Origin of the sequence: Streptomyces sp. NPDC005302 (assembly GCF_040607345.1) — a bacterium.
Taxonomy (GTDB): Bacteria; Actinomycetota; Actinomycetes; order Streptomycetales; family Streptomycetaceae; genus Streptomyces.
The window spans coordinates 138545-163823 of sequence record NZ_JBEXGN010000019.1 but is presented as its reverse complement, the minus strand read 5'-3'; the positions used below and the strand labels follow the sequence as shown (position 1 = coordinate 163823).

The 25279-nt window shown below is 72.3% G+C and carries 23 protein-coding genes and 3 tRNA genes; 7 read left to right on the top strand and 19 right to left on the bottom strand.

Going from position 1 to position 25279, the window contains the following annotated elements; genetic code table 11:
* Positions 1 to 130 precede the first annotated feature (130 nt).
* The 6 genes from ABZT74_RS26010 to ABZT74_RS25985 form a co-directional block, all read right to left on the bottom strand.
* Complete coding sequence (locus ABZT74_RS26010) at positions 131 to 2323, bottom strand: 3-hydroxyacyl-CoA dehydrogenase NAD-binding domain-containing protein (protein ID WP_356177498.1); 2193 nt, start codon at positions 2321 to 2323, stop codon at positions 131 to 133.
* A gap of 38 nt (positions 2324 to 2361) precedes the next feature.
* Positions 2362 to 3576, bottom strand: a complete 1215-nt coding sequence (locus ABZT74_RS26005) for an acetyl-CoA C-acetyltransferase (protein ID WP_355870835.1) — start codon at positions 3574 to 3576, stop codon at positions 2362 to 2364.
* Between the two features lie 21 nt (positions 3577 to 3597).
* Positions 3598 to 4740 (bottom strand): acyl-CoA dehydrogenase family protein, encoded by a 1143-nt coding sequence (locus tag ABZT74_RS26000; RefSeq protein WP_356177499.1) that lies wholly within the window; start codon positions 4738 to 4740, stop codon positions 3598 to 3600.
* An 82-nt stretch (positions 4741 to 4822) separates the two neighbouring features.
* Positions 4823 to 5836 carry an LLM class F420-dependent oxidoreductase gene (locus ABZT74_RS25995; protein WP_356438586.1) on the bottom strand — a complete coding sequence of 338 codons (1014 nt, stop codon included), beginning with the start codon at positions 5834 to 5836 and terminating at the stop codon, positions 4823 to 4825.
* Positions 5836 to 6972, bottom strand: coding sequence for a CaiB/BaiF CoA-transferase family protein (locus tag ABZT74_RS25990; RefSeq protein WP_355870828.1), 1137 nt, complete (start codon positions 6970 to 6972; stop codon positions 5836 to 5838). Before ABZT74_RS25990 ends, ABZT74_RS25995 begins: the two co-directional genes overlap by 1 nt.
* A 332-nt stretch (positions 6973 to 7304) precedes the next feature.
* Positions 7305 to 7685, bottom strand: a complete 381-nt coding sequence (locus tag ABZT74_RS25985) for an MmcQ/YjbR family DNA-binding protein (RefSeq protein ID WP_355870826.1) — start codon at positions 7683 to 7685, stop codon at positions 7305 to 7307.
* Between the two features lie 139 nt (positions 7686 to 7824).
* Here ABZT74_RS25985 and ABZT74_RS25980 point away from each other — a divergent pair, with 139 nt between their 5' ends.
* Complete coding sequence (locus tag ABZT74_RS25980) at positions 7825 to 8997, top strand: saccharopine dehydrogenase NADP-binding domain-containing protein (RefSeq protein ID WP_356177500.1); 1173 nt, start codon at positions 7825 to 7827, stop codon at positions 8995 to 8997.
* An 86-nt stretch (positions 8998 to 9083) separates the two neighbouring features.
* On the opposite strand, the gene ABZT74_RS25975 is transcribed toward ABZT74_RS25980, so the two are convergent.
* Both ABZT74_RS25975 and ABZT74_RS25970 read right to left on the bottom strand, forming a co-directional pair.
* Positions 9084 to 9230, bottom strand: coding sequence for a hypothetical protein (locus tag ABZT74_RS25975; protein WP_356177501.1), 147 nt, complete (start codon positions 9228 to 9230; stop codon positions 9084 to 9086).
* A 173-nt stretch (positions 9231 to 9403) separates the two neighbouring features.
* Entirely contained in the window at positions 9404 to 10093 is a 690-nt protein-coding gene (locus tag ABZT74_RS25970; RefSeq protein ID WP_356177502.1) for an endonuclease V, read from the bottom strand.
* Between the two features lie 65 nt (positions 10094 to 10158).
* Between ABZT74_RS25970 and ABZT74_RS25965 the strand changes: the two genes are divergently transcribed.
* A complete protein-coding gene (locus ABZT74_RS25965; protein WP_356177503.1) occupies positions 10159 to 10455 on the top strand; it encodes a YciI family protein in 297 nt (98 codons plus the stop codon).
* A gap of 36 nt (positions 10456 to 10491) precedes the next feature.
* On the opposite strand, the gene ABZT74_RS25960 is transcribed toward ABZT74_RS25965, so the two are convergent.
* Positions 10492 to 11595, bottom strand: coding sequence for an oxidoreductase (locus ABZT74_RS25960; protein WP_356177504.1), 1104 nt, complete (start codon positions 11593 to 11595; stop codon positions 10492 to 10494).
* 272 nt (positions 11596 to 11867) lie between these two features.
* On the opposite strand from ABZT74_RS25960, the gene ABZT74_RS25955 reads away from it, so the two are divergent.
* The gene (locus tag ABZT74_RS25955; protein WP_356177505.1) at positions 11868 to 12284 is read left to right on the top strand and encodes an SsgA family sporulation/cell division regulator; all 417 of its coding nucleotides are present in this window, start codon (positions 11868 to 11870) and stop codon (positions 12282 to 12284) included.
* A gap of 15 nt (positions 12285 to 12299) precedes the next feature.
* Here ABZT74_RS25955 and ABZT74_RS25950 read toward each other — a convergent pair whose 3' ends face one another.
* Positions 12300 to 13136, bottom strand: a complete 837-nt coding sequence (locus ABZT74_RS25950; protein ID WP_356177506.1) for an isocitrate lyase/phosphoenolpyruvate mutase family protein — start codon at positions 13134 to 13136, stop codon at positions 12300 to 12302.
* 119 nt (positions 13137 to 13255) lie between these two features.
* On the bottom strand, positions 13256 to 13936 hold the full coding sequence (locus ABZT74_RS25945) for a GPP34 family phosphoprotein (RefSeq protein ID WP_356177507.1): 681 nt from the start codon (positions 13934 to 13936) through the stop codon (positions 13256 to 13258).
* Positions 13937 to 14239: 303 nt separating this feature from the next.
* On the opposite strand from ABZT74_RS25945, the gene ABZT74_RS25940 reads away from it, so the two are divergent.
* The 3 genes from ABZT74_RS25940 (at position 14240) to ABZT74_RS25930 (ending at position 17973) form a co-directional block, all read left to right on the top strand.
* Positions 14240 to 15874, top strand: a complete 1635-nt coding sequence (locus ABZT74_RS25940; protein WP_356177508.1) for an ABC-F family ATP-binding cassette domain-containing protein — start codon at positions 14240 to 14242, stop codon at positions 15872 to 15874.
* 126 nt (positions 15875 to 16000) lie between these two features.
* Entirely contained in the window at positions 16001 to 16777 is a 777-nt protein-coding gene (gene ddaH, locus ABZT74_RS25935) for a dimethylargininase (protein WP_356177509.1), read from the top strand.
* A 218-nt stretch (positions 16778 to 16995) separates the two neighbouring features.
* Complete coding sequence (locus ABZT74_RS25930) at positions 16996 to 17973, top strand: acyl-ACP desaturase (RefSeq protein WP_355870796.1); 978 nt, start codon at positions 16996 to 16998, stop codon at positions 17971 to 17973.
* Positions 17974 to 18076: 103 nt separating this feature from the next.
* On the opposite strand, the gene ABZT74_RS25925 is transcribed toward ABZT74_RS25930, so the two are convergent.
* From ABZT74_RS25925 to ABZT74_RS25900, 6 genes are all read right to left on the bottom strand, one after another.
* Positions 18077 to 18152: transfer RNA gene (locus ABZT74_RS25925), tRNA-Trp, on the bottom strand.
* A 120-nt stretch (positions 18153 to 18272) separates the two neighbouring features.
* Entirely contained in the window at positions 18273 to 19553 is a 1281-nt protein-coding gene (locus ABZT74_RS25920) for a ribonuclease inhibitor (protein WP_356177510.1), read from the bottom strand.
* Positions 19547 to 20899, bottom strand: coding sequence for an SDR family oxidoreductase (locus tag ABZT74_RS25915; protein ID WP_356177524.1), 1353 nt, complete (start codon positions 20897 to 20899; stop codon positions 19547 to 19549). Before ABZT74_RS25915 ends, ABZT74_RS25920 begins: the two co-directional genes overlap by 7 nt.
* 205 nt (positions 20900 to 21104) lie before the next feature.
* Positions 21105 to 21176 (bottom strand) — tRNA-Glu (locus ABZT74_RS25910).
* 6 nt (positions 21177 to 21182) lie between these two features.
* Positions 21183 to 21254, bottom strand: a tRNA-Gly gene (locus tag ABZT74_RS25905).
* 96 nt (positions 21255 to 21350) lie between these two features.
* Entirely contained in the window at positions 21351 to 21596 is a 246-nt protein-coding gene (locus ABZT74_RS25900; protein ID WP_355870790.1) for a WhiB family transcriptional regulator, read from the bottom strand.
* A 272-nt stretch (positions 21597 to 21868) separates the two neighbouring features.
* On the opposite strand from ABZT74_RS25900, the gene ABZT74_RS25895 reads away from it, so the two are divergent.
* The gene (locus ABZT74_RS25895) at positions 21869 to 22657 is read left to right on the top strand and encodes a VOC family protein (protein WP_356177525.1); all 789 of its coding nucleotides are present in this window, start codon (positions 21869 to 21871) and stop codon (positions 22655 to 22657) included.
* A gap of 302 nt (positions 22658 to 22959) precedes the next feature.
* Here ABZT74_RS25895 and ABZT74_RS25890 read toward each other — a convergent pair whose 3' ends face one another.
* Positions 22960 to 23994, bottom strand: a complete 1035-nt coding sequence (locus ABZT74_RS25890) for a LacI family DNA-binding transcriptional regulator (protein ID WP_356177511.1) — start codon at positions 23992 to 23994, stop codon at positions 22960 to 22962.
* Between the two features lie 245 nt (positions 23995 to 24239).
* The gene (ligD, locus tag ABZT74_RS25885) at positions 24240 to 25271 is read right to left on the bottom strand and encodes a non-homologous end-joining DNA ligase (protein ID WP_356177512.1); all 1032 of its coding nucleotides are present in this window, start codon (positions 25269 to 25271) and stop codon (positions 24240 to 24242) included.
* Positions 25272 to 25279: the final 8 nt, after the last annotated feature.

Here is a 25279-nt window from a genome sequence, read left to right as displayed (position 1 = left end):
CTGAACGCCGAGCTGATCGCGGAACGCATCCGCGCACTCGTCCACGAGTTCGGGAGCCGCCCGCCGGAGGACGACATGGCCCTGCTGGTCCTACACGGGGTGACAGCCCACCCCGTGGCACGGGCCCCGGTCAGCCCGCGTCGGTGAACCGCTCGCCCTTCTCCGCCTTCTCGACCAGCAGCGCGGGCGGGAGGAACCGGTCGCCGTAGCGCTCGGCGAGCTGCCGGGCGCGCGCCACGAACGCGGCCGGTCCGGTGCCGGCGGCGCCCTCGTAGCCGTTGACGTACTGCAGGACGCCTCCGGTCCAGCCGGGGAACCCGATGCCGAAGATGGATCCGATGTTGGCGTCGGCGACGGAGGTGAGGACGCCTTCCTCCAGGAGCCGGACGGTGTCCAGCGCCTCGGAGAAGAGCATGCGCTCCTTCATGTCCTCGAACGGGATCTCGTGGCCCGCCTCGGTGAAGTGCTCGCGCAGTCCCGGCCACAGCCTGCCGCGCCTGCCGTCCTCGCCGTACTCATAGAAGCCGCCGCCACCGCTGCGGCCGGGGCGGCCGAACTCGTCGACCATGCGGTCGATGACGGCCTCCGCCGGGTGCGTCTCCCAGGTGCCGCCCGCCTCCTCGACGGCCTGCTGCGACTCCTTGCGGATCTTGCGCGGCAGGGTAAGCGTCAGCTCGTCCATCAGGGAGAGGACCTTGGCGGGGTAGCCGGCCTGGGCGGCGGCCTGCTCGACGGAGGCGGGCTCGATGCCCTCGCCGACCATCGCGACGCCCTCGTTGATGAACTGCCCGATGACGCGGGAGGTGAAGAAGCCGCGCGAGTCGTTGACGACGATCGGGGTCTTCTTGATCTGCCGTACGAGGTCGAAGGCGCGGGCGAGCGCCTCGTCACCGGTGCGTTCGCCCTTGATGATCTCGACGAGCGGCATCTTGTCGACGGGCGAGAAGAAGTGCAGCCCGATGAAGTCCTCCTGCCGCTCGACTCCTTCGGCGAGCGCGGTGATCGGCAGGGTGGAGGTGTTGGAGCAGAGGAGGGCGTCGGGTTCGACGACGCTCTGGATCTCCTGGAACACCTTGTGCTTGAGGGAGGTGTCCTCGAAGACGGCCTCGATGACGGCGTCGCAGCCCGCGAGGTCGTTCGGGTCGGCGGTGGCCGTGATGCGGGCGAGCAGGGCGTCGGCCTTCTCCTGGGTCGTACGTCCCCGGGAGACGGCCTTGGCGCACAGCTTCTCGGAGTACGCCCTGCCCTTGGCGGCGGCCTCCGCCGTCACGTCCTTCAGGACGACGTCGATGCCCGCGCGGGCGCAGGAGTAGGCGATGCCCGCGCCCATCATGCCCGCGCCGAGTACGGCGACCCGGCGAACGGGGCGCGGCTCGATGCCCTGGGGCCGGTTGGCGCCGGAGTTGACGGCCTGGAGGTCGAAGAAGAACGCCTGGATCATGTTCTTCGAGGTCTGGCCGGTGACCAGTTCGGTGAAGTAGCGGCCCTCGATGACGAGCGCGGTCTCGAAGTCGACCTGGGAGCCCTCGACGGCCGCCGCGAGGATGTTGCGCGGGGCCGGGTAGGGGGCGCCGCCGAGCTGCTTGCGCAGGTTGGCGGGGAAGGCCGGCAGGTTCGCCGCGAACTTCGGGTTGGCCGGGGTGCCGCCGGGGATGCGGTGGCCCGGCTTGTCCCAGGGCTGCTGGGACTCGGGGTTGGCGTCGATGAAGGCGCGCGCCTTGGCGAGCATCTCCTCGGGCGTGGCGGCCACTTCGTGGACCAGGCCGTTCTCCAGGGCCCGCTGCGGCGCGTACTGCGTGCCCTGGAGCAGGACCTTGAGGAGCGCGTCGGCGATGCCCATGAGGCGGACGGTGCGGGTGACGCCACCGCCGCCCGGCAGCAGGCCGAGGGTGACCTCGGGCAGGCCGATCTTGGAGCCGGGCGCGTCGAGGGCGATCCGGTGGTGGGAGGCGAGGGCGATCTCGTAACCGCCGCCGAGGGCAGCGCCGTTGAGGGCGGCGACGACCGGCTTGCCGAGGGTCTCGATGCGGCGCAGCGCGGACTTGATGGCGGTGCCGGCCTCGAATACCTGCTGGGCGTCCTCGGGACCCGCGTGGATCATGTCCTTGAGGTCGCCGCCCGCGAAGAAGGTCTTCTTGGCGGAGGTGTAGATGATGCCGCGGATGGAGTCCTTCTCGGCCTCGGCGCGTTCGGCGACGGCCGCGATCGAGTCCTTGAAGGCCTGGTTCATGGTGTTGGCGGACTGGTTGGGGTCGTCGAGGACGAGGGTGACGACGCCGGTCTCGTCCTGTTCCCAGCGGATGGTGGTGGGCTCAGTGCTCATCAGGGGATGCTCCGTAGATCCGTGATCCGTTGGGACGGTCAGACGCGCTCGACGATCGTGGCGATGCCCATGCCGCCGCCCACGCACAGGGTGGCGAGGCCGTACCGCTTGTCCTGGCGCTCCAGTTCGTCGACGAGGGTGCCGAGGATCATCGCGCCGGTGGCACCGAGGGGGTGGCCCAGCGCGATGGCACCGCCGTTGACGTTGACCTTGTCCAGCGACAGGCCCATGTCCCGGACGAAGCGCAGGACGACGGCCGCGAAGGCCTCGTTGATCTCGACCAGGTCGATGTCGTCGATGGTGAGGCCGGCCTTGGCGAGCGCCTTGCGCGTGGCCGGCGCGGGTCCGGTGAGCATGATGGTGGGCTCGGATCCGGAGACGGCGGCCGAGACGATCCGCGCGCGGGGGGTGAGGCCGTAGCGCTCGCCGACCTCGCGGGAGCCGATGGCGACGAGGGAGGCGCCGTCGACGATGCCCGAGGAGTTGCCCGCGTGGTGGACGTGGTCGATGGCCTCGACCCAGTGGTACTTCTGCAGCGCCACGGCGTCGAATCCGCCCAGGTCGCCGATGTCGGCGAACGACGGCTTCAGCCGGGCGAGGGAGTCGGCGGTGGTGCCGGGGCGCAGGAACTCGTCGTGGTCGAGGACCGTGAGACCGGCGCGGTCCTTGACCGGGACGACGGACCTCTCGAACCGGCCGTCCTTCACGGCGGCGGCGGCGCGCTCCTGGGAGAGGGCCGCGTACTCGTCGACGTCACGGCGGGAGAAGCCCTCGATGGTGGCGATGAGGTCGGCGCCGATGCCCTGCGGCACGAAGTTGGTGGACAGGTTGGTCATCGGGTCGGCGAACCAGGCGCCGCCGTCCGAGGCCATCGGCACGCGGGACATCGACTCGACGCCGCCCGCGAGGACCAGGTCCTCCCAGCCCGAACGGATCTTCATCGCGGCGAGGTTGACGGCTTCCAGGCCCGAGGCACAGAAGCGGTTCTCCTGGACGCCGGCCACGGTGTCGGGCAGTCCCGCGGCGATCGCGGAGATGCGGGCGATGTCGGAGCCCTGGTCGCCGACCGGGCCGACGACGCCGAGGACGATGTCGTCGATGGCGGCCGGGTCGAGGTCCGGGAAGCGGCGCCGCACCTCGTGGATGAGCCCGACGACCAGGTCGATGGGCTTGGTGCCGTGCAGGGCGCCGTTCTGCTTGCCGCGGCCGCGCGGGGTGCGGATCGCGTCGTACACGTACGCTTCGGTGCTCACTGGTAAGCCTTTCGGGGAGGGTTAGCCGAGCAGGGAACGGCCGATGATCTCCTTCATGATCTCGGTGGTCCCGCCGTAGATGGTCTGGATGCGTCCGTCGGTGAAGGCCCGGGCGACCCGGTATTCCGTCATGTAGCCGTAGCCGCCGTGCAGTTGCAGGCAGCGGTCGGCGACCCGCTTCTGGAGTTCGGTGGCCCACCACTTGGCCATCGAGGCGTGCACCGCGTCGAGTTCGCCGTCGGAGTGGTCGACGATGCAGCGGTCGAGGAAGGTGCGGGTGACGGCGCACTCGGTGGCCATCTCGGCTATCTCGAAGCGGATGTGCTGGAGTCTGGCGAGCGGCCTGCCGAACGCCTCGCGCTCCTTCACGTACTGGGTGGTGATCTCCAGCAGGTGTTCGGCGCCCGCGATGGCGGCGACGGCGATGCCCATGCGTTCCTGCGCGAGGTTCGTCATCAGGTGGACGAACGCGCCGTTCGGCTCGCCGAGGAGGTTCTCCTTGGGCACGCGCACGTCGTTGAAGAACAACTCGGCGGTGTCCTGGGACTTCTGGCCGATCTTGTCGAGGTTGCGGCCGCGCTCGAAGCCCTCGGTGCCGCGTTCCACGACGAGCAGCGACAGTCCGTGCGCGCCGCCCTCGGGGGTGGTCCGGGCGACGACGATCACGAGGTCGGCGAGGATGCCGTTGGAGATGAACGTCTTGGAGCCGTTGAGCAGGAAGTGGTCGCCCTTGTCCTCGGCGTGGGTCGTGATGCCCTGGAGGTCGGAGCCCGCGCCGGGTTCGGTCATGGCGATCGCGGTGATGAGCGAGCCGTCGCAGAAGCCGGGCAGCCAGCGTCGCTTCTGCTCCTCGGTGGCGAGGCCGGTCAGATAGGGGCCGATGATGTCGTTGTGCAGGCCGACGGCGAGACCCGCGGCTCCGGCGCGGGTGAACTCCTCGGCGAGTACGGCGCTGTAGCGGAAGTCCGCGTTGCCGCCGCCCCCGTACTCCTCGGGCACGGCGAGCCCGAGGAGTCCCTGCCTGCCGGCGGCCCGCCAGGCCTCGCGCGAGACGATGCCGTCCTTCTCCCACTGCTCGTAGTGGGGCAGCACCTCCTTGGCGAGGAAGGTGCGGACGGTCTCGCGGAACGCGTCGTGCTCGGCGGTGAAGATCTGCCGCTTCATGCGGGAACGGCCTTCCTGGTGTACGGGGCGGGGAACACGGTCGGGGGCGTGTCGTTCAGGCGCGTGCCGTGCGGTCGGCCGCTCAGAGCCAGCCCTTCACGGTCTCGATGAGGCGGGCCGGGTCGGGCCCGACGGGCGTCACGTTGAGCATCGTCACCCCGGCCTCCCGGAAGGCGGCGACGCGCTCGCGGACGTAGGCCTCGGGGCCGCACAGCGACATCAGTTCGCAGAACTCCTCCGGCACGGCCGCCTCCGCCTCTGCCTTGCGGCCGGAGAGGTGCAGCTCCTGGATGAGCCGGGCCTCCTTCTCGTAGCCGTACGCCACGGCGAGGTCGTTGTAGAAGTTCTTGCCCGGGGCGCCCATGCCGCCCACGTAGAGCGCGATGCGTGGGCGTACGAGGTCGCGCAGGGCCGCCGCGTCCTCGCCGATGGCGAGCGGGCCGCCGGCGACGACCTGGAGGGGGCCGAGCGCCGCGTCGCGCAGCGCCGTGCCCTCGGCCAGGGCGGTGCCCCACACCTGGTGGGCCTTCTCGGGGATGAACAGCGTGGGGAGCCAGCCGTCCGCGATCTCCGCGGTCATCCGGACGTTGGCCGGTCCCAACGAGGCGACATACAGCGGGACTTCGGGGCGCACGGGCCTGGTGAGGATCTTCAGCGGCTTGCCCAGGCCGCCGGGGCGGGGCATGTCGGTGATGCCGTGGTGGTCGATGACCTCCCGGCGCAGTATGCGGCGGGTCAGCTCGATGGTCTCGCGGGTCCGGCCGAGCGGCCTGTCGTACGCCTTCCCGTGCCAGCCCTCGACGACCTGCGGGCCCGAGGCGCCGAGACCGATGACGGCGCGTCCCCCGGAGACCGCGTCGAGCCCTGCCGCCGTCTGGGCGATCAGGGCGGGGGTGCGCGAGTAGACGTTGAGGATCGCGGCGCCGATCTTCATGCGCTCGGTGCGGGCGGCCAGGTAGCCCATGACCGTGGGCGAGTCGAAGCCGTAGGCCTCGGCGACCCAGACGGCGTCCAGACCGGCGGCCTCCAGGGCGGCGACCTCGTCGGCGGCCTGTCGCGCGTCGCCCGCGTAGTCGAGCGGGAGGGAGAGTTCCATCAGTCGTCGTCCTCGGTCAGCCGGGGTGCGTCCCAGTCTCGGGCCACGTCCGCGGTGTCGGCCCCCGGCAGGGCGGGACCGCCGCGCACGGAGGTGGGGGTGGTGGAGAAGCGCGGCGCGGGGGCCGGCTGGGTGATGCCGCCGTGGTCCACGAAGGTGCCGCGGGCCACCAGGTGCGGATGGGCGGGTGCCTCGCGCAGCGAGAGAACCGGCGCCACGCACGCGTCGGATCCGTCGAACACCGCGGTCCACTCGTCCCGGGTACGGGTCTTGAAGCGGGCGGCGACCGTCTCGCGCAGTTCCGGCCAGCGGGCGAGGTCCTTGTGGGCGGGGCGCAGTTCCGGGATGCCGAGCAGGTCGACGAACGTGTCGTAGAACCGCCCCTCCAGGGGGCCCACCGCCATGTGGCCGCCGTCGGCCGTCTCGTAGGTTCCGTAGTACGGGCAGCCGCCGTCGAGGAGGTTGGCGCCGCGCCGGTCCTGCCAGCCGCCGGCGGCCATCATGCCGTGGATCATCGCCGAGAGGTGTGCGGTGCCGTCGACGATGGCCGCGTCCACCACCTGGCCCTCGCCGCTCGCGCGCGCGTGGTGGAGGGCGGCGAGGACTCCGACGACGAGGTAGAGCGAACCACCCGCGTAGTCGCCGAGGAGGTTCGCCGGGACGGCGGGGGCCTCGCCGGGCCTGCCGATCATGCCGAGGGTGCCGGTGAGCGCGATGTAGGCGACGTCGTGTCCGGCGCGGTGGGCGAGCGGTCCGTCCTGGCCCCAGCCGGTCATCCGGCCGTAGACGAGCGCGGGGTTGCGGGCGTGGCAGGCCTCGGGGCCGACGCCCAGGCGCTCCGCGACGCCGGGGCGGTAGCCCTCGATCAGGATGTCGGCCCGTTCGGCCAGGTCGAGGACCCGGGACGGGCCGTTCCCGGCCTTGAGGTCGATGATCACGGACCGCTTGTTGCGGTTGGTGACGTCGTGGGCCGGATCGATGGCGAGGCCGGGGCCGTCGGGGCGGTCCACCCGCACGACGTCCGCTCCCAGGTCGGCCAGGAGCATGGCGGCGAACGGGCCGGGTCCGATGCCCGCCAGCTCGACGACACGCACTCCGGCGAGGGGGCCGTGCCCCGGCGTTCCTGTCACTGCCATCAAGCTCCCAGCACTGTGACACCACTGATGTGACATCAGCGATGTTAAGAACGTGTTCCACTCCGGGCAAGCCCCCAACGAGCAAGCGCTTAGTTAAATTCCCGGTGGGTGAAGGTGACCGAAGGGGTCCGGAACGGACCGGAGGGCCCGAAACGGACGCGGTGGGCCGGAGGTGGGGCCGACCCCGTCCGGGCACGCGTCGCCCCGGCCGGGAGGTTCACCAGAGGCCGCGCCGGTGCGTGTCCGGCGGTGGGAGCGGGGCCAGGTCCCGGTCGGCGCCGGGCGGCCGGCACAGGTCCGCCTCCGCGTGGACAGCAGGTCCGGCGCCGCGCTCAGGCCTGGTCCAGCTCCGCGATGAGCCGCTTGGGCGCGACGGCCCGATAGCTCTCCTCGACCCAGTCGCACAGCAGCTCCGCCCGGGGAGCCTCCGGCTCCTCCAGGGGTATGCGCACCCAGCCGGCCCGGCCCAGGCCGTAACCGGCGGGCTGCGCGCCGGGCGAGGTGAGAGCGTGCGCGTGCGCCGCCTCGTCCGTGAGCTTCACCGTGACGGCCAACGGGTGACTGCCGTCGTCGACACCGAGGAAGACGAAGACCTTCTTGTTGGCCTTGGCCACGGTCTCGCCCCAGGGGAACTCCTCCGTGGCACCGGGCAGGCCGAGCGCGAACTCGCGCACCTTCTGCCACTTTTTCAGCGCGTTCTTCGGCACGGCCACCGCTACCTCCGGCCTGTTCGTGCGACCTCGTCGTCCGGCTGCTCGCACCTCACGCTAGCCTCAGCCACCGACAACGGCGCTTCGCACACGACGTGGGGCCACCGCCCGGTCGAGCGCAGCCCACAGTGGGGAAGGTGTCATGAGCAGGCTGAACGGGACGGACCGCGCGTACGACGTCGTGCTCTTCGGAGCCACGGGGTTCGTCGGAGAGCTCACCGCGGAGTACCTCGCCGCGCAGGCGCCCGAGGAGCTGCGGTGGGCGATCGCCGGACGCAGCGAGGAGAAACTGGAGCGGCTGCGGGAGCGGCTCGGCGGCGCGCCCGGCGTGCTGCGGGCGGACGTCACGGATCCGGACTCGGTCCGCGAACTCGCCCGGCACGCGCGCGTGGTGGCCAGCACGGTGGGGCCGTACGTGACGTACGGGGAGGACCTGGTCGCCGCCTGCGCGGATGCCGGGACCGACTACCTCGACCTCACCGGCGAGCCGGAGTTCGTGGACCTGATGTACGTGCGCCACGACGCCCGCGCGCGGGAGACGGGCGCGCGGCTCGTGCACGCCTGCGGTTTCGACTCGATTCCGCACGACCTCGGCGCGTACTTCACCGTGGGACAGCTCCCCGAGGGGGTGCCGCTGCGGGTGGACGGGTTCGTCCGCTCCCAGGCGATGTTCTCGGGCGGCACGTTCAACTCCGCCCTCAACCAGTTCGCCCGGGGCCCGCAGATGATCGCGGCCGCCCGGGACCGCAGGCACCACGAGCCGCGGCTGATGGGCCGCCGGGCCGTGGCGCCGCTGGGCGCGCCACGGTTCGCGGGGGAGGTCGGCGCCTGGGCGCTGCCGCTGCCCACGATCGACGCCCAGGTGGTGCAGCGCTCCGCGCGGGCCCTGGAGCGGTACGGGCCGGACTTCCGCTACCGCCACTACGCGGCCGTACGGCGACTGCCCATCGCTCTCGGCGGGCTGGCCGGGGTGAGCGCGATCTTCGCGGCGGCCCAACTGCCGCCCGCGCGGCGCTGGTTGTCCGACCGCTTCAAGCCCGGCGAGGGGCCGAGCGCGGCGCGGCGGGCGAAGAGCTGGTTCTCGGTGCGTTTCGTGGGCGAGGGCGGCGGCCGACGCGTGTTCACCGAGGTCGCGGGCGGCGACCCCGGCTACGACGAGACCGCCAAGATGCTCGCGGAGTCGGCGATGGCCCTGGCACTCGACGATCTGCCGAAGACGTCCGGGCAGGTCACCCCGGCGGTGGCGATGGGTGACGCGCTGATCGAGCGGCTCCGCGCGGCGGGCATCACGTTCCGGGTGGCCGCGGTTCGCTAGCGCCTCCGGCCGGTACGGAAGGCCCGGCGGTGCCACCGGCTGGGCCAGGGGCGTACCGGGGCGGGCGCGCACCGGCCCGGCCTCCGTCACATGGCCCAGCCGGTCACCGTCCAGATCATCCCGCCGATCCAGCCGAGTCCGGCCGGGACGGCGAGGAGCAGGGCCGCCGTCACGGCGCGCTCGACGGGCCGGGCGGGGCCGGCTGCGGCCTTCGGGGCACGGTGCGAGGTCATGCGGGCCAGTTTGCCGGTCACGGCCGCGCCGCCGCATCCGTACACGTACTCAGAAGACGTACTCGGTCGCCTCGCCCGGACGGCACGTTCGGGATGTCGTCCGGGGACGACCTCCGCATATGGCGTGCCCAGAAGCCGTGTTCACGGCGCGTGGAGCCAACCGGGCGGTTTCATCAGGACGTTGCCTCCTGAAGTGCCCTCCTGCACAGGGAGTCGGCGCGCCGGGTGGACTCCGGCAGGCGGTACTTCGGGGTGAGCGCGAGCGTGTGCGCGCAGGCGTTGTCGAGGCCCACGCGGTGGCCGACGGAGACGAACACCGGCTTCACGCCGTCCTGCGTGCGCAGTGCGCGGCCGACCTCGTCGCCGTCGGCGAGGAGCGGTGAGGCGCTGCCGCGCCCGGTGCCCGGATCGTCGTAGGTGAAGGTGAACGGGTTCTTGGCGACGCCGATGGTGGGGAGCCCGGTGAGGACGCCGAGGTGGGCGGCGAGACCGAAGCGGCGCGGGTGGGCGAGGCCGTAGCCGTCGCAGACGACCAGGCCCGGCGTGCAGGGCAGGGCGTCCAGTGCGGCGAGGACGGTCGGGATCTCCCGGAAGGCGAGGAGCCCGGGGACGTACGGGAAGGAGACCTGGCCGACCGCGGTGGCCTCCGCCACGACGTCGAGGGTCGCCGCGTCGAGGACGACGGCCGCCGCGGCCACGACGTCCCGCTCGTCGTCGTAGGCCACGTCGACGCCCGTGACGTGGCCGGCGCCGGGCGGCGGACCCGGCTCGTCGAGCACGACCCGTTCCCTCAACTCGTCCTGCACGGCACGGGCTTGGTCCTCGGTGACGGGCCAGCCCGCCGGAATCCTCACGGTCGTCATGATGGGAGGGAGCCTAGGGCCTGTCCCCCAGGGCGCCCGACCGGCCCGGAGGTAGGCTCGCGATCATGTTCGTACTGGAGCTGACCTACACCGCGCCGCTCGAAGCCGTCGACGCCGTCCTGGACGCCCATGTCGCCTGGCTGGACGAGCAGTACGCGGCCGGCTCCTTCCTCGCGTCGGGGCGCAAGAACCCGCGTGACGGCGGAGTGATCCTGGCCGTCGCGGAGGACCGGGCGCGGATCGAGGAGATCGCCGCGGGCGACCCGTTCGTCGCCGCGGGCGTGTGCGCGTACCGCGTGACCGAGTTCGTCGCGACGAAGACCGCGCCCGGCCTGGAGCGGTACCGCGAGCCGGTCGACTGAGCGGAACCCCTCCCCGCCGACCGGCACCCGCCCGGCTCAGCGCTCCAGCCGGGCGACCCGTCCCTTCTCGCCGGAGGCCCAGCACCCCAGGTCGGGCGTGCAGTCCACGGTGTCGTACGAGCCGGTGTCGAGGGTGCGCCAGCTGCGGCCGCCGTCGCTGGTCAGGTCGGTGCCCGTGGGGCCGACGGCGAGCGCGGAGGTGCGGCTGTGCGGGAGCCAGGCGACGCCGGAGCGGTAGGCGGGCGGCGGCCGGCCGGCCGTCGTCCAGGTGCGGCCGCCGTCGGCGGTGACCGCGGCGGCCCGCGGAGACGCCTGGTCGGCGCGGTAGTCGCCGCCGACCGCGAGCCCGTGGACCCGGTCGCGGAAGGCCAGGGCGAACACACCCCGCGCGGGGTCGCCCGCGGGAACGGCGGTGTCGGTGGCGGTCCAGGTCAGCCCGCGGTCCGCGGAGTGCAGCACCCGCGCGCTCGCCGCCCCTCCCGTGGCGAGCCAGACGTCGCGCGGCCCCGAGGTGACGAGGCACTGGCCGCTCGCGGCGAATCCGGCCTCGCCCTCCTGCGCGGCGGGCATGCCGCGGTCGGGCAGCACCTTCCAGGAGTGGCCGCCGTCACTGGTCGACAGGATGCGGAACCGGCCGTCCACGGGGTCGCTCATCGCCAGCCCGTGGCGCGGGTCGAAAAAGGTGAGGCAGTCGTAGAAGGCCTTGGCGTCGGTGTTGCGGAAGGACTCGGTCCAGGTCGCGCCGCCGTCCTCGGTCCTGAACACACGGGAGGCCTCGCCCTCACCGATCGCGAGGACCACGGCCCGCCGCGCGTCGAAGGCCTCGACGTCCCGGAACTCCAGGTCCGCCGCGCCCGCGGGCGACACGTCGCGCCAGTGCGCTCCGCCGTCGGTGGTGCGCAGCACGGTGCCCTGGGAACCGGCCACCCAGGCGGAGTTCCGGCCGACCGCGGAGAGTCCGCGGAACCGCGCGTCCGTCCCGCTGTCCTTGAGCACCCAGTGCGGGCCACGCGGCTGCTCGTGCGACGGTTCGCGCGCCTGAGCGGGCACGGCCACCGCGAGCGCCGCGGCGAGCGTGGCGACGCTCAGCCCCACCGTGACCGACCGACCCGTGCGCCTCTTCTTTCCCAAGCCCCTCATGGCGGGCGAAGCTAGTCCACTCGCCGGATGTCGTCCAGATGGCCTCCGGCGGGAACCTCCGGGGCCCGTCCGGGTGTCCTCAGGGGTGTCCTGCGAGCACGGGACGGATGGGGACGGCCGCGGTCGGGGAAAGTGGATCTCCCCGGTGCATGACCCCGGTGACAGAGCTCACTCGGGTCACGGGTGCACGCGCCGTGTCATTTTTCCGTCTCTTCCAATGACCGACGTCATCCACCCGGAGTCCGTCCAGTCGTCACAAGGGAGCAAAGGCGTTGTCCACCGTCATCGAGCAGCCCGTTGAGGCCCGCCTCGTCGCCGCCGCGCCGCGGATGCCGAGCATTCCCGCGACCCTCCACTACGACCGGACCGACCCGTTCGCCGTCCGCATGACCTTCCCCGCGCCCGCGACCCTCGAAGGCGTGGAGGTCTGCTGGACCTTCGCCCGCGAACTGCTGGTGGCGGGTCTCGACGACGCGGTGGGGTGCGGTGACGTACGGGTGCGCCCGTACGGCTACGACCGCACCGTGCTGGAGTTCCACGCCCCCGAGGGCACCGCGGTGGTGCATGTGCGCTCGGGAGAGGTACGGGACTTCCTGCGGCTGACGACCGAGCTGGTCCCCGTCGGCCTGGAGCACCTCCAGGTCGACCTGGACCACGATCTCGCGGAGCTGATGCGGGGCACCTGCTGAGGAACCGATGCCTCGTCAGCGGTCGCTTCCCAGCAGGGAGTTGAGCTCCCCGTAGTCGAACCCGCCGGCCATCGCACCGTAGGTCCCGGTGTCCAGCAGCTCCCGCGCGGCACGACGGACCAGCGCGTGCGCGGCCTGCGCGATGCCCGAGCCCGCGCTGACGCGGGCGACCCCGAGAGCGGCCAGCTCGGCGACAGCCGGTGCGCCCGGGCCCACCATGATGTTCAACGGTCCGTCGATGCCCCCGACGAGCGCCTTGACGGTCACCGGGTCGACGGCCCCGGGGACGAAGACGCCGTCGGCTCCGGCGGCGAGGAACGCCGCGGCGCGCTCCAGGGTCTCCTCCACGCCGCCCGCACCGCGCAGGAACGTGTCGATGCGGGCGTTGACGAACAGCGGCACGCCCGCCGTGTCCGCGGCCGCGCGGGCCGCCGCGATGCGGTCGGCCTGGGCGGCGACCGGGCGCAGCGGCCCGGCACCCTCCTCATGGAGGGCGTCCTCGATGTTCACGCCCACGGCGCCCGCCGCGAGCACCGCGCGGACGGTGTCGCCCACGCCCTCGGCGTCCGGCGCGTACCCGCTCTCGATGTCCGCGCTCACCGGCACGCCCACCGCGGCCGCGATCCTCGCGACGGCGGCCAGCGCGTGCTCCCGGTCGAGCGCGTCCCCGTCGGCGGCGCCCAGGTCCCAGGCGAGCCCGGCGCTGGTCGTCGCCACCGCCGCCGCACCGGCCTCCTCGACGATCCGGGCACTCGCCGTGTCCCAGGCGTTCGGCAGGACGAGGGGCCGCCCGGGGACGTGCAGGGCGCGAAAGGCGAGGGCGGTTGCGCGGAGCTGTTCCGTGGTGGTCATGGGAGGAGCCAAACACGGGCCGGGGCGCGGGGGCTGGCAGGAATCCGACATGGACGTGGGGCACACCGCCGGCGGCCCAGAACACCGGTCCGAAGAGTGCCCGGCATCGTCCGCGCGGCTCAGCCCCCGGTGGTCGCCGCCGTGGTCGAGGCGGTCGTCGCGGCCACGACGACCGCGGTCCTGACCTCCTGGATGACCTTCTTCAGGGCCGGGGCCGCCGCGCCCCCGCGTTCGGTGAGTTCGTCGATGCGGGCCCTGTGGAGCTTGCGCTCCTTGGCCGAGGCGAGCGTGCGCAGCTCCGCCGCGGTGGCGAGGGCGACCAGGGCCGCGTCGCGGTCACCGATCTCGGCGACCGGCACCGGTCCCTCCAGTACCCGGCGCGCCTCGGCGCGCAGCGCGTCCACGACGGGGAGCCGGTCCAGGGTGTAGTCCACGGAGGGGAAGAGCCCGAGGACCCGCTTCTTCTCCGCCCTCAGGTATCCCTCGGCGGCCAGTTGTGCGCGGACGGCGTCCAGGGTGACCCGGGCGCGGAGCGTGACCCAGGCCTTCCACTTGCGGGGCCGGGACTCCGCGACGAGTTCGAGGAGCCCGTCGAGGACCAGGTCCCCGGTGCGGGAGTCGGGGTCCACCGGGGTGACGATGCCGTCGTCGTCGACGAGCAGGCCCCGCTGGGCCAGCTCGGTGAGGGCACCGGCGCGCACCAGGTGATGGAGGTGGGTCGACCCGGTGACCTTGGGTTTCGTGGTGTCCCAGGCCAGGAGGTAGAGCCGGGCGGGCAGCGAGAGCGGGCCGTGCGGCACGGGATCTCCTTAGGTGTCGTGGGGGCCACGTTAATCCTTTGACAGCCCCCGGGGCCGTCCCTACGGTGTACAGCGGTTCTGTTGCCGTCGAATGGAGAAGGACGTTGCTCGTCTGAGGTCTGAGACACCGCGTCACACGCAGTCGGTTCTGTCCGGCTTCCCTGTGCGCAGCGTGCGACCTCGGCGTTCGAGCCGTCCTTCGGCACAGGGCCTTCTTCTCGCTCTCCTCCGAACTGGATCGTCGTCGCCTCGCGGTGTCCCGAACGCGTACCCCCGACCGTTTCCAGCAACCGCGAGGCCCTCATGTCAACCTTCCCCACCTCCATCACGTGCACCTCCCTGTCCTTCGCGTGGCCGGACGGCACCGATGTCTTCGACGACCTCCAGATCGCCTTCGGACCGGGCAGGACCGGTCTCGTCGGGGTCAACGGGTCAGGAAAGTCAACGCTGTTGAAGCTGATCTCCGGAGAACTCACCCCGGCCGACGGGACCGTCCGGGTCGCGGGCGAGATCGGCCATCTGCCGCAGAGCGTGACGCTCGACACGGGCCTGCGGGTCGACGAGGCCCTCGGTATCGCCGCACAGCGGGCCGCCCTGCACGCGATCGAGTCGGGCGACGCGGCCGAGGAACACTTCGACGTCGTCGGCGACGACTGGGACGTGGAGGAGCGGGCCCTGGCCACCCTCGGTGAACTCGGCCTCGGCCAGGTCGACCTGGACCGCACCATCGGCGAGGTGTCCGGTGGCGAGTCGGTCCTGCTGCGGCTGGCGGCGCTGCTGCTGCGCCGCCCCGACGTCCTGCTCCTGGACGAACCCACCAACAACCTCGACCTGTACGCGCGACAGCGGCTGTACGCGGCCGTCGAAGCCTGGTCCGGCGTCATGGTCGTGGTCAGCCACGACCGCGAACTCCTCGACCTGGTCGACCAGATCGCCGATCTGCACTCCGGCGGGGTCACCTGGTACGGCGGGAACTTCTCCGCGTACGAGGAGGCCCTCGCCGGCGAGCAGGAGGCGGCCGAGCGCATGGTGCGCGTCGCCGAGTCCGACCTGAAGAAGCAGAAACGCGAACTGGTCGACGCGCAGGTCAAGTTGGCCCGGCGCAAGCGGTACGGACAGAAGATGAACGACCAGAAGCGCGAGCCGAAGATCGTCATGGGGGCGCGCAAGCGCTCGGCACAGGAGTCCGCGGGCAAGCACCGCATCCTGCACGAGGAGCGGCTCACCGAGGCGAAGGAGCGTCTCGACGAAGCGGTGGAGGCCGTACGGGACGAGGACGAGATCCGCGTCGACCTGCCGCACACGGCCGTACCGCCCGGGCGGACCGTCCTCACGCTCGAACAGCTGGAGCTGCGGTACGGCGCGCGGGTGGACGGCATGTTCGATCTGCGCGGCCCGGAGCGGATCGCGCTGATCGGGCGCAACGGAGCGGGCAAGACGACACTCCTGCGCACGATCGCGGGCGAGCTGGACGCCGTGTCGGGCGAGGCCCGGGCCCATGTGCCCCTGCGGTTCCTGCCGCAGCGCCTCGACGTCCTCGACGACGAACTGACCGTCGCGGAGAACGTCGCCCGGTTCGCGCCGACGGCCACCAACAACCGCGTCCGGGCACGCCTGGCCCGCTTCCTGTTCAAGGGGGCCAAGGCCGACCAGCGGGCGGCGACGCTCTCCGGCGGCGAACGCTTCCGGGCGGCGCTCGCCGCCCTGATGCTGGCCGAGCCCGCCCCGCAGCTGCTGATGCTCGACGAGCCCACGAACAACCTCGACATGGCGAGCGTCCGCCAGCTCACCACCGCCCTGGAGTCCTACGAGGGCGCACTCGTCGTCGCCAGCCACGACATGCCGTTCCTTGAGTCGATCGGCATCACGCGCCGACTGCTGCTGGAAGGAGGAGAACTGAAAGAAATCGCTCCGGAAACTGTCGGGTATCCCTTCTAGTGCGGACGGCGGGGGCCGCCTAGCGTCGGGCGTGACGGTGCCCGACGTGATGCCGGGGGCCCACGCGCACCGCGAGCGCACCGCGAGCCGTGCGCCGACACCCCCTGCCGGATCGGAGACCTGCCTGTGCCCAGCCGGAAAGCGCTCGTGCGCCGTCCCAGCCCTCGCCTCGCCGAGGGGCTGGTGACGCACATCGAGCGCGCCCCGGTCGACGTGGACCGGGCGGTGGAGCAGTGGGAGGCGTACGTCGGGGCGCTGCGCGCGCACGCCTGGGAGACCGTCGAGGTCGACCCGGCCGACGACTGCCCGGACGCGGTGTTCGTCGAGGACGCCGTCGTCGTCTTCCGCAACGTCGCCCTGATCGCCCGCTCCGGCGCGCGGTCCCGGCGCGGCGAGACCGCCGGGGTCGAACAGGCCGTGGAGCGCCTCGGCTGCTCGGTGAACCGGATCCGGGAGCCGGGCACCCTCGACGGGGGCGACGTCCTGAAGGTCGGCGACACGATCTACGTGGGCCGGGGCGGGCGGACCAATGCGGCCGGCGTGGCGCAGCTGCGCGGCGCCTTCGAGCCGCTCGGGGCGCGGGTCGTGGCCGTCCCCGTCAGCACGGTGCTCCACCTGAAGTCGGCGGTCACCGCACTGCCCGACGGAACGGTGATCGGGTACGAGCCCCTCGTGGACTCCCCCGGCCTCTTCCCGCGCTTCCTGCCGGTACCGGAGGAGTCCGGGGCGCACGTGGTGCTGCTGGGCGGCGGGAGGCTCCTGATGGCGGGGAGTGCTCCGAAGACCGCGGACCTGCTCGCAGACCTCGGACACACACCGGTGCCGGTCGACATCAGCGAGTTCGAGAAGCTCGAAGGCTGTGTGACATGCCTCTCGGTCCGGCTCCGGGAGCTGTACACCTGACCGAGTGATCGAGACGCTCGTGCGTACCCGCGGACCTGCGCTTCCGGAGCGCTGCCGGAGGGTGCCAGGGAGTGAGCGATCTTGCCGAAAACCCTGCTGATCAGCGCTCTTTACGGAGTCCTTAACCTACGGCAACGTAACCTACGGATACGTAGCCTACGATGCCGTAGGTTGGCTTCTCCGCTCGTCGTAGTCCCCGTCCCCCCTCTGGAGCAACCGTGACGATCACTTCTCCTCACCTCGGCAGCCCGTCAGCCGCCTGGACCGACGCACGCCTGCTGTACGCGTTGGAGGAAGTGGTCGAGACGGAGCTCAACCGCCACATGAAGGTGGCCAAGGACTGGATGCCGCACGAGTACGTGCCGTTCAGCGACGCCCGTAACTTCCCCGGTCTCTTCGAGGACGGCGAGGCCTGGGACAAGGAGCAGTCCAAGGTCACCGAGATCGGCCGCATCGCGCTGGTCGTCAACCTCCTCACCGAGGACAACCTCCCGAGCTACCACCACGAGATCGCGTCGCTCTTCGGCCGTGACGGCGCCTGGGGTACCTGGGTGCACCGCTGGACCGCGGAGGAGGGCCGGCACGGCATCGTGATGCGCGACTACCTGCTCGCCTCGCGCGCCGTGGACCCGGACAAGCTCGAGGCGTTCCGGATGCAGCACATGAGCGAGGGCTTCGAGTCGGACAACCGCCACTCGATGCTCCACTCCGTCGCGTACGTCGCGTTCCAGGAGCTGGCGACCCGCATCTCGCACCGCAACACCGGCCACCAGTCGGGCGACCCGGTCTGTGACCGCATGCTGGCGCGCATCGCGACCGACGAGAACCTGCACATGGTCTTCTACCGCAACCTCCTGAAGGCCGCGTTCGAACTCGCCCCCGACATGACCATGCAGGCCGTGCGGGACGTCGTGGTCAACTTCCGCATGCCCGGACACGGCATGCCCGGCTTCGAGCGCATGGCCGCGCAGATGGCCATCGGCGAGGTCTACAACATGCGCATCCACCACGACGACGTGCTGCAGCCGGTGCTGCGTCACCTGCGGGTGCTCGACATCGACGGCCTCGGCCCCGAGGGCCTCCAGGCCCAGGAGGAGCTCGGCTTCTTCATGGGCGGCCTCGACGCCGAGGCGTCCAAGTTCGACGAGAAGCTCGCGGCCCGCAAGGCGCGTATGGCGGCCCGCGCGACCGCCTAGGTCCCCCGAGCGGTCCGCGCCACCTGGCGCTTCGCGCTCGTACCCCCGTCTCCTGCCCCCGCTCGCACGGGGTGCGTGAGGCGGGGGTTCTCGCGTGTCAGGGGGCGGGGCGGCTGGATTCGAACCAGCGTGTCCCGGTTCTGGAGACCGATGCGCCTGCCGCTGCGCTACGACCCCGCCCTTGCGAGCGAGCGTACCGCGCGACCCGCGGGGTGCGACGCGGCCCGTCCGGGCGGCGCGGCCAACAGCCCCTCCGGACCGGGGTGTTCGTCGCCGCGGCTCACCGACCCCCCGTGCGGTCAGGCCTGTTCGTCCTCACGCGACGCCGTGCGATGCACGCTGCGTACGGCGGCGACGTCGGCCGGGACCGTCGGCACGGGCAGGTGCGCGCTGAACGCGTCGAGGCGGCGCTTGACGCTGGTGGCGATGGACCGCCCGAGGACGAACCGGGTGGCCGTGCGGGCGCGCGACGCCGTGTCGAGGAGGCGGTGTGCCTCGCGGCTGCGCATGCCGGTGTGCGTGAGGACGAGGTGGGTGAGGCGGTGTTCGGCGCCGGCGAGCGCGTCGGCGATGGCCGCGGCGGCCCCGGCGTCGACGCGGTTGTCGGCCGCGCCGAGCACGGCTGCCGCGCGGACCCGGCCCAGGTCGAGCAGTGTCACGCCGACCTCGGTCGCGGCCGTGACGAGGCGTGCGGCGGCCGTGGGTCCGATCCCGTTGCTCGCGACGGAGAGCCGGGAGAGGCTGCCGTACGGCGCTCTGCTGAGGGCGGTCGCCAGGCGCAGCGCGCCCAGGTCACCCAGCCCGGCGGCGGAGACGTAGAGTTCGCCGATCGCGCCTGCCGCGACGAGGGCGGCCAGGGGCACCGCGCCGTCGGCGCCCAGCGGGTTGCCCCCGACGAAGAGGCGCTCGATACGCCGGCCGTCCCGAGCGGCGGCGGAAAGGGCGTCGGCGAGGACGGTCACGCCCGTCGCGTCGAGCCCTGTCTGCACGAGGTCGAGCGTGCGCAACCGCTGGGCGACGTCGATGAGTTCCGCCGCGGCCCGACCTCCTCCGCTGCCCAGCGGGTTGCGCTTGAGCCAGACTCCGGTGACGACGTGCGGTGAGGCGCGCAGGTTGTCGGCGATGCGGCAGGCGCCGCCCGCGGTGATGCCGTTGCAGCCGAGATAGAGCGTCTCGACGTCCGCGCTCCGCGCGACGGCGCCAGCACCCTCGTCCCCCAGCGCGTCCGTCCCTAGGAGCAAGTGCCGCACGGGCGCGGGGCCTTCGGTCCGCTCCGACAGGGCCTCGGCGACGAGCGCGGCACCCCGGGGTCCGAGGTTCTGCTTGCACAGGTCGAGCCGCCCGTCGGGCAGCGCGGTCCCGGCGGTGAAGTCCAGCCGCTCACCGGCCGGACGGCCGTCACGCAACCAGGCCAGCAGGGGCGCCAGTTCGGTCACGGGGCGCGGCACGACCGGGGGAACGCCCGCGAACTCCCGTACAGGAGGCGGGATGTCCGGAACGCCTTCCGAAGCGCCGTCCGAAGCGCGGTCCTGAGCTGTGCGGTCCGTCTCCGGTGCCCCGTCGCCGCCGCCGTTCACCATGCCGCCTCCCGGTAGTCCTTGAGGAACACCCCGGACACGGGGCCGCCTGACTCACCCCGCACGATCGGGTCGTAGACCCGCGCGGCCCCGTCGATGATGTCGAGCGGTGTGCGGAACCCCGCGCCCGCTATCCGCTCCTTCTTCGGCGCGGGGTTCTCGTCGGTGATCCATCCGGTGTCGACGGCGCACATGTGCACGCCCTGCTCGGCGAGTTCTGCGGCGCTGGTGCGGGTGAGCATGTTCAGCGCGGCCTTGGCCATGTTGGTGTGCGGGTGCCCGGCCGTCTTGTTCCGGACGGCGAACCGTCCCTCGACCGCCGTCACGTTGACGACGTAGCGGCGCGGGTGCGCGGAGGCGAGCAGCAGGGGGAGCAGACGGTCGCAGAGCAGCGCGGGGGCCAGCGCGTTGACCAGCTGGGTCTCCAGGATCTCGGCCGGGTCGAGCGCACCGAGCCGTGCCGACCAGGAGTTGTCCGGGGAGGGGTCCGGCAGCAGACCGGCCTCGTCGGCCTCGCGCAACAGGACGGGCAGCGCCGACGCGCCGCCCTCCAGGGCGCGCATCGGCATGAACCCGGGTGCCTGCCGGGCCCCTTCGGGCAGTCCGGGCCCCTCCCCCGCGGCCAGCAGCGCGTACGACTCCGGGGGCCGCCGTACCGTCTGGGCCGCGTTGTTGACCAGGATGTCCAGCGGCTCCCCCTCCTGCCGCAGCCGCTCGCACAGCCCGAGGACCTGCCGGGGGTCGCGCAGGTCGACGGCGAGGACCGTCAGCCGGTCCAGCCACTTCTCGCTGCCGGGTTCGGCGCGGAAGCGGCGCACGGTGTCGTGCGGGAACCGGCTGGTGACGAGGAGTTCGGCGCCGTCGCGCAACAGCATCAGGGCCAGCTGGAAGCCGATCTTGACGCGGCCCCCGGTGAGCAGCGCGCGGCGGCCGCTCAGGTCGGTGGAGAGGGCGCGCCGGCTCGCGTTGTCGGCGGCGCATCCGGGACAGAGCCGGTGGTAGAAGGAGTCGACCTGTCGATAGGGCGCCTTGCAGACGTAGCAGGTGCGCGGCGTGATGAAGGCGCCCGCCGTGCCGGGCTCGTCCTCGGTTCCGGGGAGGGCGAGAGGCGCGTCCTCGCGACGGTCGAGCGCGCCGGTCGCGGTCGCGGCCATGACGGCGGCGTCGGCCGCGGAGATCTCGGCGCCGCGCGTCTTCCGGCGCCGCACCCTGCCGTCACGGGCGAAGGACGCGGCGACCTGCTCGGCGCGCAGCCGCACCGGATCGTCGACGGACAGCGCCCGCAGCTTCCCGACAGTGCGGTGAAAGGCGGCCAACTCGGTCTCGGTGAGCACGAGTTCACTGGAGATGTCCGCCGACTCCCGCTCGGAGCACGTCGGTCCGACTCCGACGGCGACGGCGATCAGATCCGCGTCCGTACCTGCCGGATCCCGCTCGGTGAACCCCTCACCGTCACCCATGTTCCGCTCCGTGTCTCGCCCGTGGCCTCCGTGCGCCGGTCCGAGAAGACAGCGGACGCCGCTCGTCCGCGGCGCCGGACGTCCACGCTCCGTGTGGTCCCGACCGGATTCGAACCGGCGTGACCGCCTTGAGAGGGCGGCGAGTCTGCCTCTGCTCTACGGGACCGCGACGTCCGGGCGACCGGATTCGAACCGGTGTGTCCGCCTTGGCAAGGCGGTGCGCCTGCCTCTGCGCTACGCCCGGACGCACCCCGGAGCCTAGCCGCAGAAGCCGCCGGTCACCTCAGGGTTTTCCGCTGCCCCGGGGCACCGGAAATCCCCGAGGTCTCGGGGCGCCGGGTCATTCGCGGGCGCGGCGCAGACCGAGGCGCTCCTTCTCGGAGAGCCCTCCCCACACGCCGAAGCGCTCGTCGTTGCTCAGCGCGTAGTCGAGGCATGCGGACCGCATGTCGCACATCCCGCAGATGCGCTTCGCGTCGCGCACCGAACTGCCGGGCTCGGGAAAGAAGAAGTCCGCCCCCGTCTGCGCGCACAGCGCCTGCTGCTGCCAGGCGATGTCGGACGGAGTGATCGTTTCCATGGGCATGTTCAGGATCGTGCCCCGCCGCGAAAAACGTTCGATCAACACGGGATCAACGCGGCGTTCCGACGCCTCCGGCGGCCCCGATGATGCCCCCGTGGGACGGCTCGGGGCACGGCGGCGCGCGGGGGACGACGAGAACCATGTGAATCCATGCGGGCACCCAGCGTAGCCGCGCGCCGGACTCGCGACGGGAGTGCGCGTCCCGGCCGCGATTGTCAGTGGGCGGTGGAAGACTCGGTATCAAAGGCAGCGGGACCCCTCAAAGGAGGGCAATGATGCTCACCACCCGTTTCGTCAACGGCTCGCCGAACTGGCTGGATGTAGGCACATCCGACATCGACGGCGCCATCTCCTTCTACGGAGCCCTGTTCGGCTGGCAGTTCCGGTCGGCGGGGCCCGACGCCGGTGGTTACGGCTTCTTCCAGCTCGACGGGAAGACCGTCGCCGGCGGCATGCAGACCACCCCCGAGCAGGGCCCCCCGTCCTGGAACGTGTACTTCCAGAGCGCGGACGCCGAGTCCACGGCCAAGGCGGTGGAGCAGGCCAAGGGCGCCGTGCTGATGCCGCCCATGGACGTGATGGGCGAGGGGCACATGGCGGTGCTGGCAGACAAGGCGGGCGTGCCCTTCGGTATCTGGCAGCCGGGCCGGACGAAGGGCCTGGGTCTCGCCACGGACCCGGGATCGCTGTGCTGGGTCGAGTTGTACACCCCGGACATCGCGTCGGCCGCCGCGTTCTACAACGCCGTGTTCGGCTGGGAGACTTCGGCGGTCCCGTTCCCCGGCGGCGTCTACACCTGCATCAATCCCGCCGGGACGGAGGCGGAGGACATGTTCGGCGGCATGGTCCCGCTCGCCGACGACCCGGTCGAGTCCGCTTCCGGGGCGTATTGGCTGCCGTACATCGAGGTAGCCGACACGGACGCCGTGGTCGCGAAGGCCCAGGAACTCGGCGGCACGGTACGGATGCCCGCGACGGACATGGAGGGCGTCGGCCGCGCCGCCAAGCTCACCGATCCGTACGGGGCGCGCTTCGCGGTGATCAAGAGCGCGCAGCAGAGCTGATCCCTCCAACCGGAGGGGCCGGACACCCCCGGTCGCGGTGCCGCGGAAGGGGCCGCGCCGGTGGGCACCGGCCCTTCCGCGTGCGGACCCTTCCAGGATCCGGGGCCCGGTCCGTCGGATCCTGTCGGGCCCGTCCGGTCGGGCTCACCCTTGCGAAGGGCCACGGGCGACGCCACCGCGCGGACCCGGGCAGCGTCCCCGTGAAGCGTGCGACGGGAGCCAACTCACCCGCTTCCAGCGCTGGATGCTCCCGTCCGGACCCCGGACCCCGGCTACCGACGCCCGAAGGCCGCGCCCGACGGCTACGCCGAGCCGCGGACCACCACGGTCGTCGGCAGGACCACACCGGAGCGTTCGGGTCCTGCGTCCGCCCCCGTCCCGCCTTCCAGGCCGCGGATCAGCAGTCGGGCCATCAACCGGCCCATCTCCTCTATGTCCTGACGGATCGTCGTGAGCGGCGGGTCCGTCTGCTCGGCGATCGGCAGCATGTCGTCGAAGCCGATCACGGCGACGTCCTCGGGGACCCGCCGCCCGGCCTCGCGCAGGACGCGCAGCACGCCGAGCGCCGACAGGTCGTTCGCCACGAACACGGCGTCCACGTCCGGGCGGCGCTCCAGGAGCTCCCGCATCGCGCGTTCGCCGCCGGAGGGCGTGAAGTCGCCCTGCGCCACGAGCGCCGGGTCCACATCGCCCACGACGTCCCGGAAGCCGTCGAGGCGGTCGACCGCGGAGGTCTGGTCGAGGGCACCGGTGATGTGGGCGATGCGGGTGCGTCCGAGGCCGATGAGGTGGCGCACGGCCTCGCGGGCACCGCCCCGGTTGTCGCAGTCGACGTAGACCGACTCGCGGTCGCTCTCGCCCCAGTCGGGCCGCCCGCCGAACACGGTGGGCACGCCCGCGCCGTGGATCAGGCCGGGCAGCGGGTCGTCGAGGTGCAGCGAGAAGACGAGCGCTCCGTCGACGTGGCCGCCGGCGAGATAGCGGGCGACACGCGCGTGGTCGTCGCGGCCCTCCGTGAGCAGCAGCACGAGTTGCGAGTCGTGCGCCGTCAGTTCCTTGCTGATGCCGCGGAGCTGGTGGGCGAAGAAGGGGTCGGCGAAGACCCGGGTCTCCGGTTCGGCGATCACGACGGCGACGGCGTCGTGGCGGCGGGTGACCAGGCTGCGCGCGGCCTGGTTCGGCACGTAGCCGAGTTCCTCGACGGCTCGGCGCACCCGCTCCGCGAGCGGCTCGCGCACCCCGTCGCCGCCGTTCACCACCCGGGACACGGTGGCACGGGAGACCCCGGCCCGCGCGGCCACGGCCTCCAGCGTGGGGCGCGACACGGTCTCGGTCATGCAGGGCACCTCCTCGGCGGATGCGGATCAGGATAGCCGCGCCCTGGCAGGGGGGTGTCGTGCGGATCAGTGCGAACCCCCGTGTTCGGGGCGGCCGTTCCGCGCCGCCGCCGAGGACGGCACTGCGGCCGCGGGGGTGGGCGTGCCCAGGCGTCCGCGAAGGCTGACTCCCGCCGCGCCGGGGGCCGGTCACCCCGAGGCGGGCTCCCTGGCCGTCGCGCCGATCGCGTCGAGGGGGCGGTCGCTCAGGCGTCCGGCGGTTCCGCGTCCTCGTGTCGCGCCCGGCTCGGCTGGACCCGCTTGGGCTCGCCCGGCATCTTCGGATACTCGGGCGGATACGGGAGATCGCCGAGTCCGTGGTCGTGTTCGTCTCGGCTGGCAAGCTCCAGCAGTGCCTCCAGCGAGAAGGCGTGGTCGTCCATGTCGGCGTGCACGTCGCCGAGTTCGGCGAAGCGGGCCGGCATGGTCGCCAGGTCGAAGTCCCTCGGCCGCGCGTCCTCCACCTCGTCCCAGCGCAGCGGCGCGGAGACGGGCGCGTGCGGGCGCGGGCGTACGGAGTAGGCGGAGGCGATGGTGCGGTCCCTCGCGGTCTGGTTGTAGTCCACGAAGATCTTCTCGCCCCGCTCCTCCTTCCACCAGGCGGTGGTGACGTGGTCGGGCATCCGGCGTTCGAGTTCGCGTCCGACGGCGATGGCGGCCCGGCGTACCTGCGTGAAGGTCCAGCGCGGCTGGATCGGTACGAAGACGTGGAGGCCGCGGCCCCCGGACGTCTTGGGCCAGCCGCGCAGGTCGCCGTAGTCGTGGAGCACCTGACGCAGCTCGTGGGCGGCGCGGACCGCGTCCGCGTAGTCGGTGCCGGGCTGCGGGTCGAGGTCGATACGGAGTTCGTCGGGCCGGTCGACGTCGTCGCGGCGCACCGGCCACGGGTGGAAGGTGAGCGTGCCGAACTGCGCGGCCCACAGCACGGCGGCCGGCTCGGTGGGGCACATCTCGTCGGCGCTGCGCCCGCTGGGGAAGGTGATGTGGGCGGTGGGGATCCAGTCGGGCATGTTCTTGGGCGCCCGCTTCTGGAAGAAGGACTCGCCCGCCACACCGTCGGGGTAGCGCTCCAGGGTGGTGGGGCGGTTGCGCAGGGCGCGCAGGATGCCGTCGCCGACGGCCAGGTAGTACCGGGCGAGGTCCAGCTTCGTGAAGCCGCGCTCCGGGAAGAAGATCTTGCCGGGACTGGACAGACGTACGGTCCTGCCGGCTGCCTCGAGTTCCACCGCATCGCCCATGCGAGCCA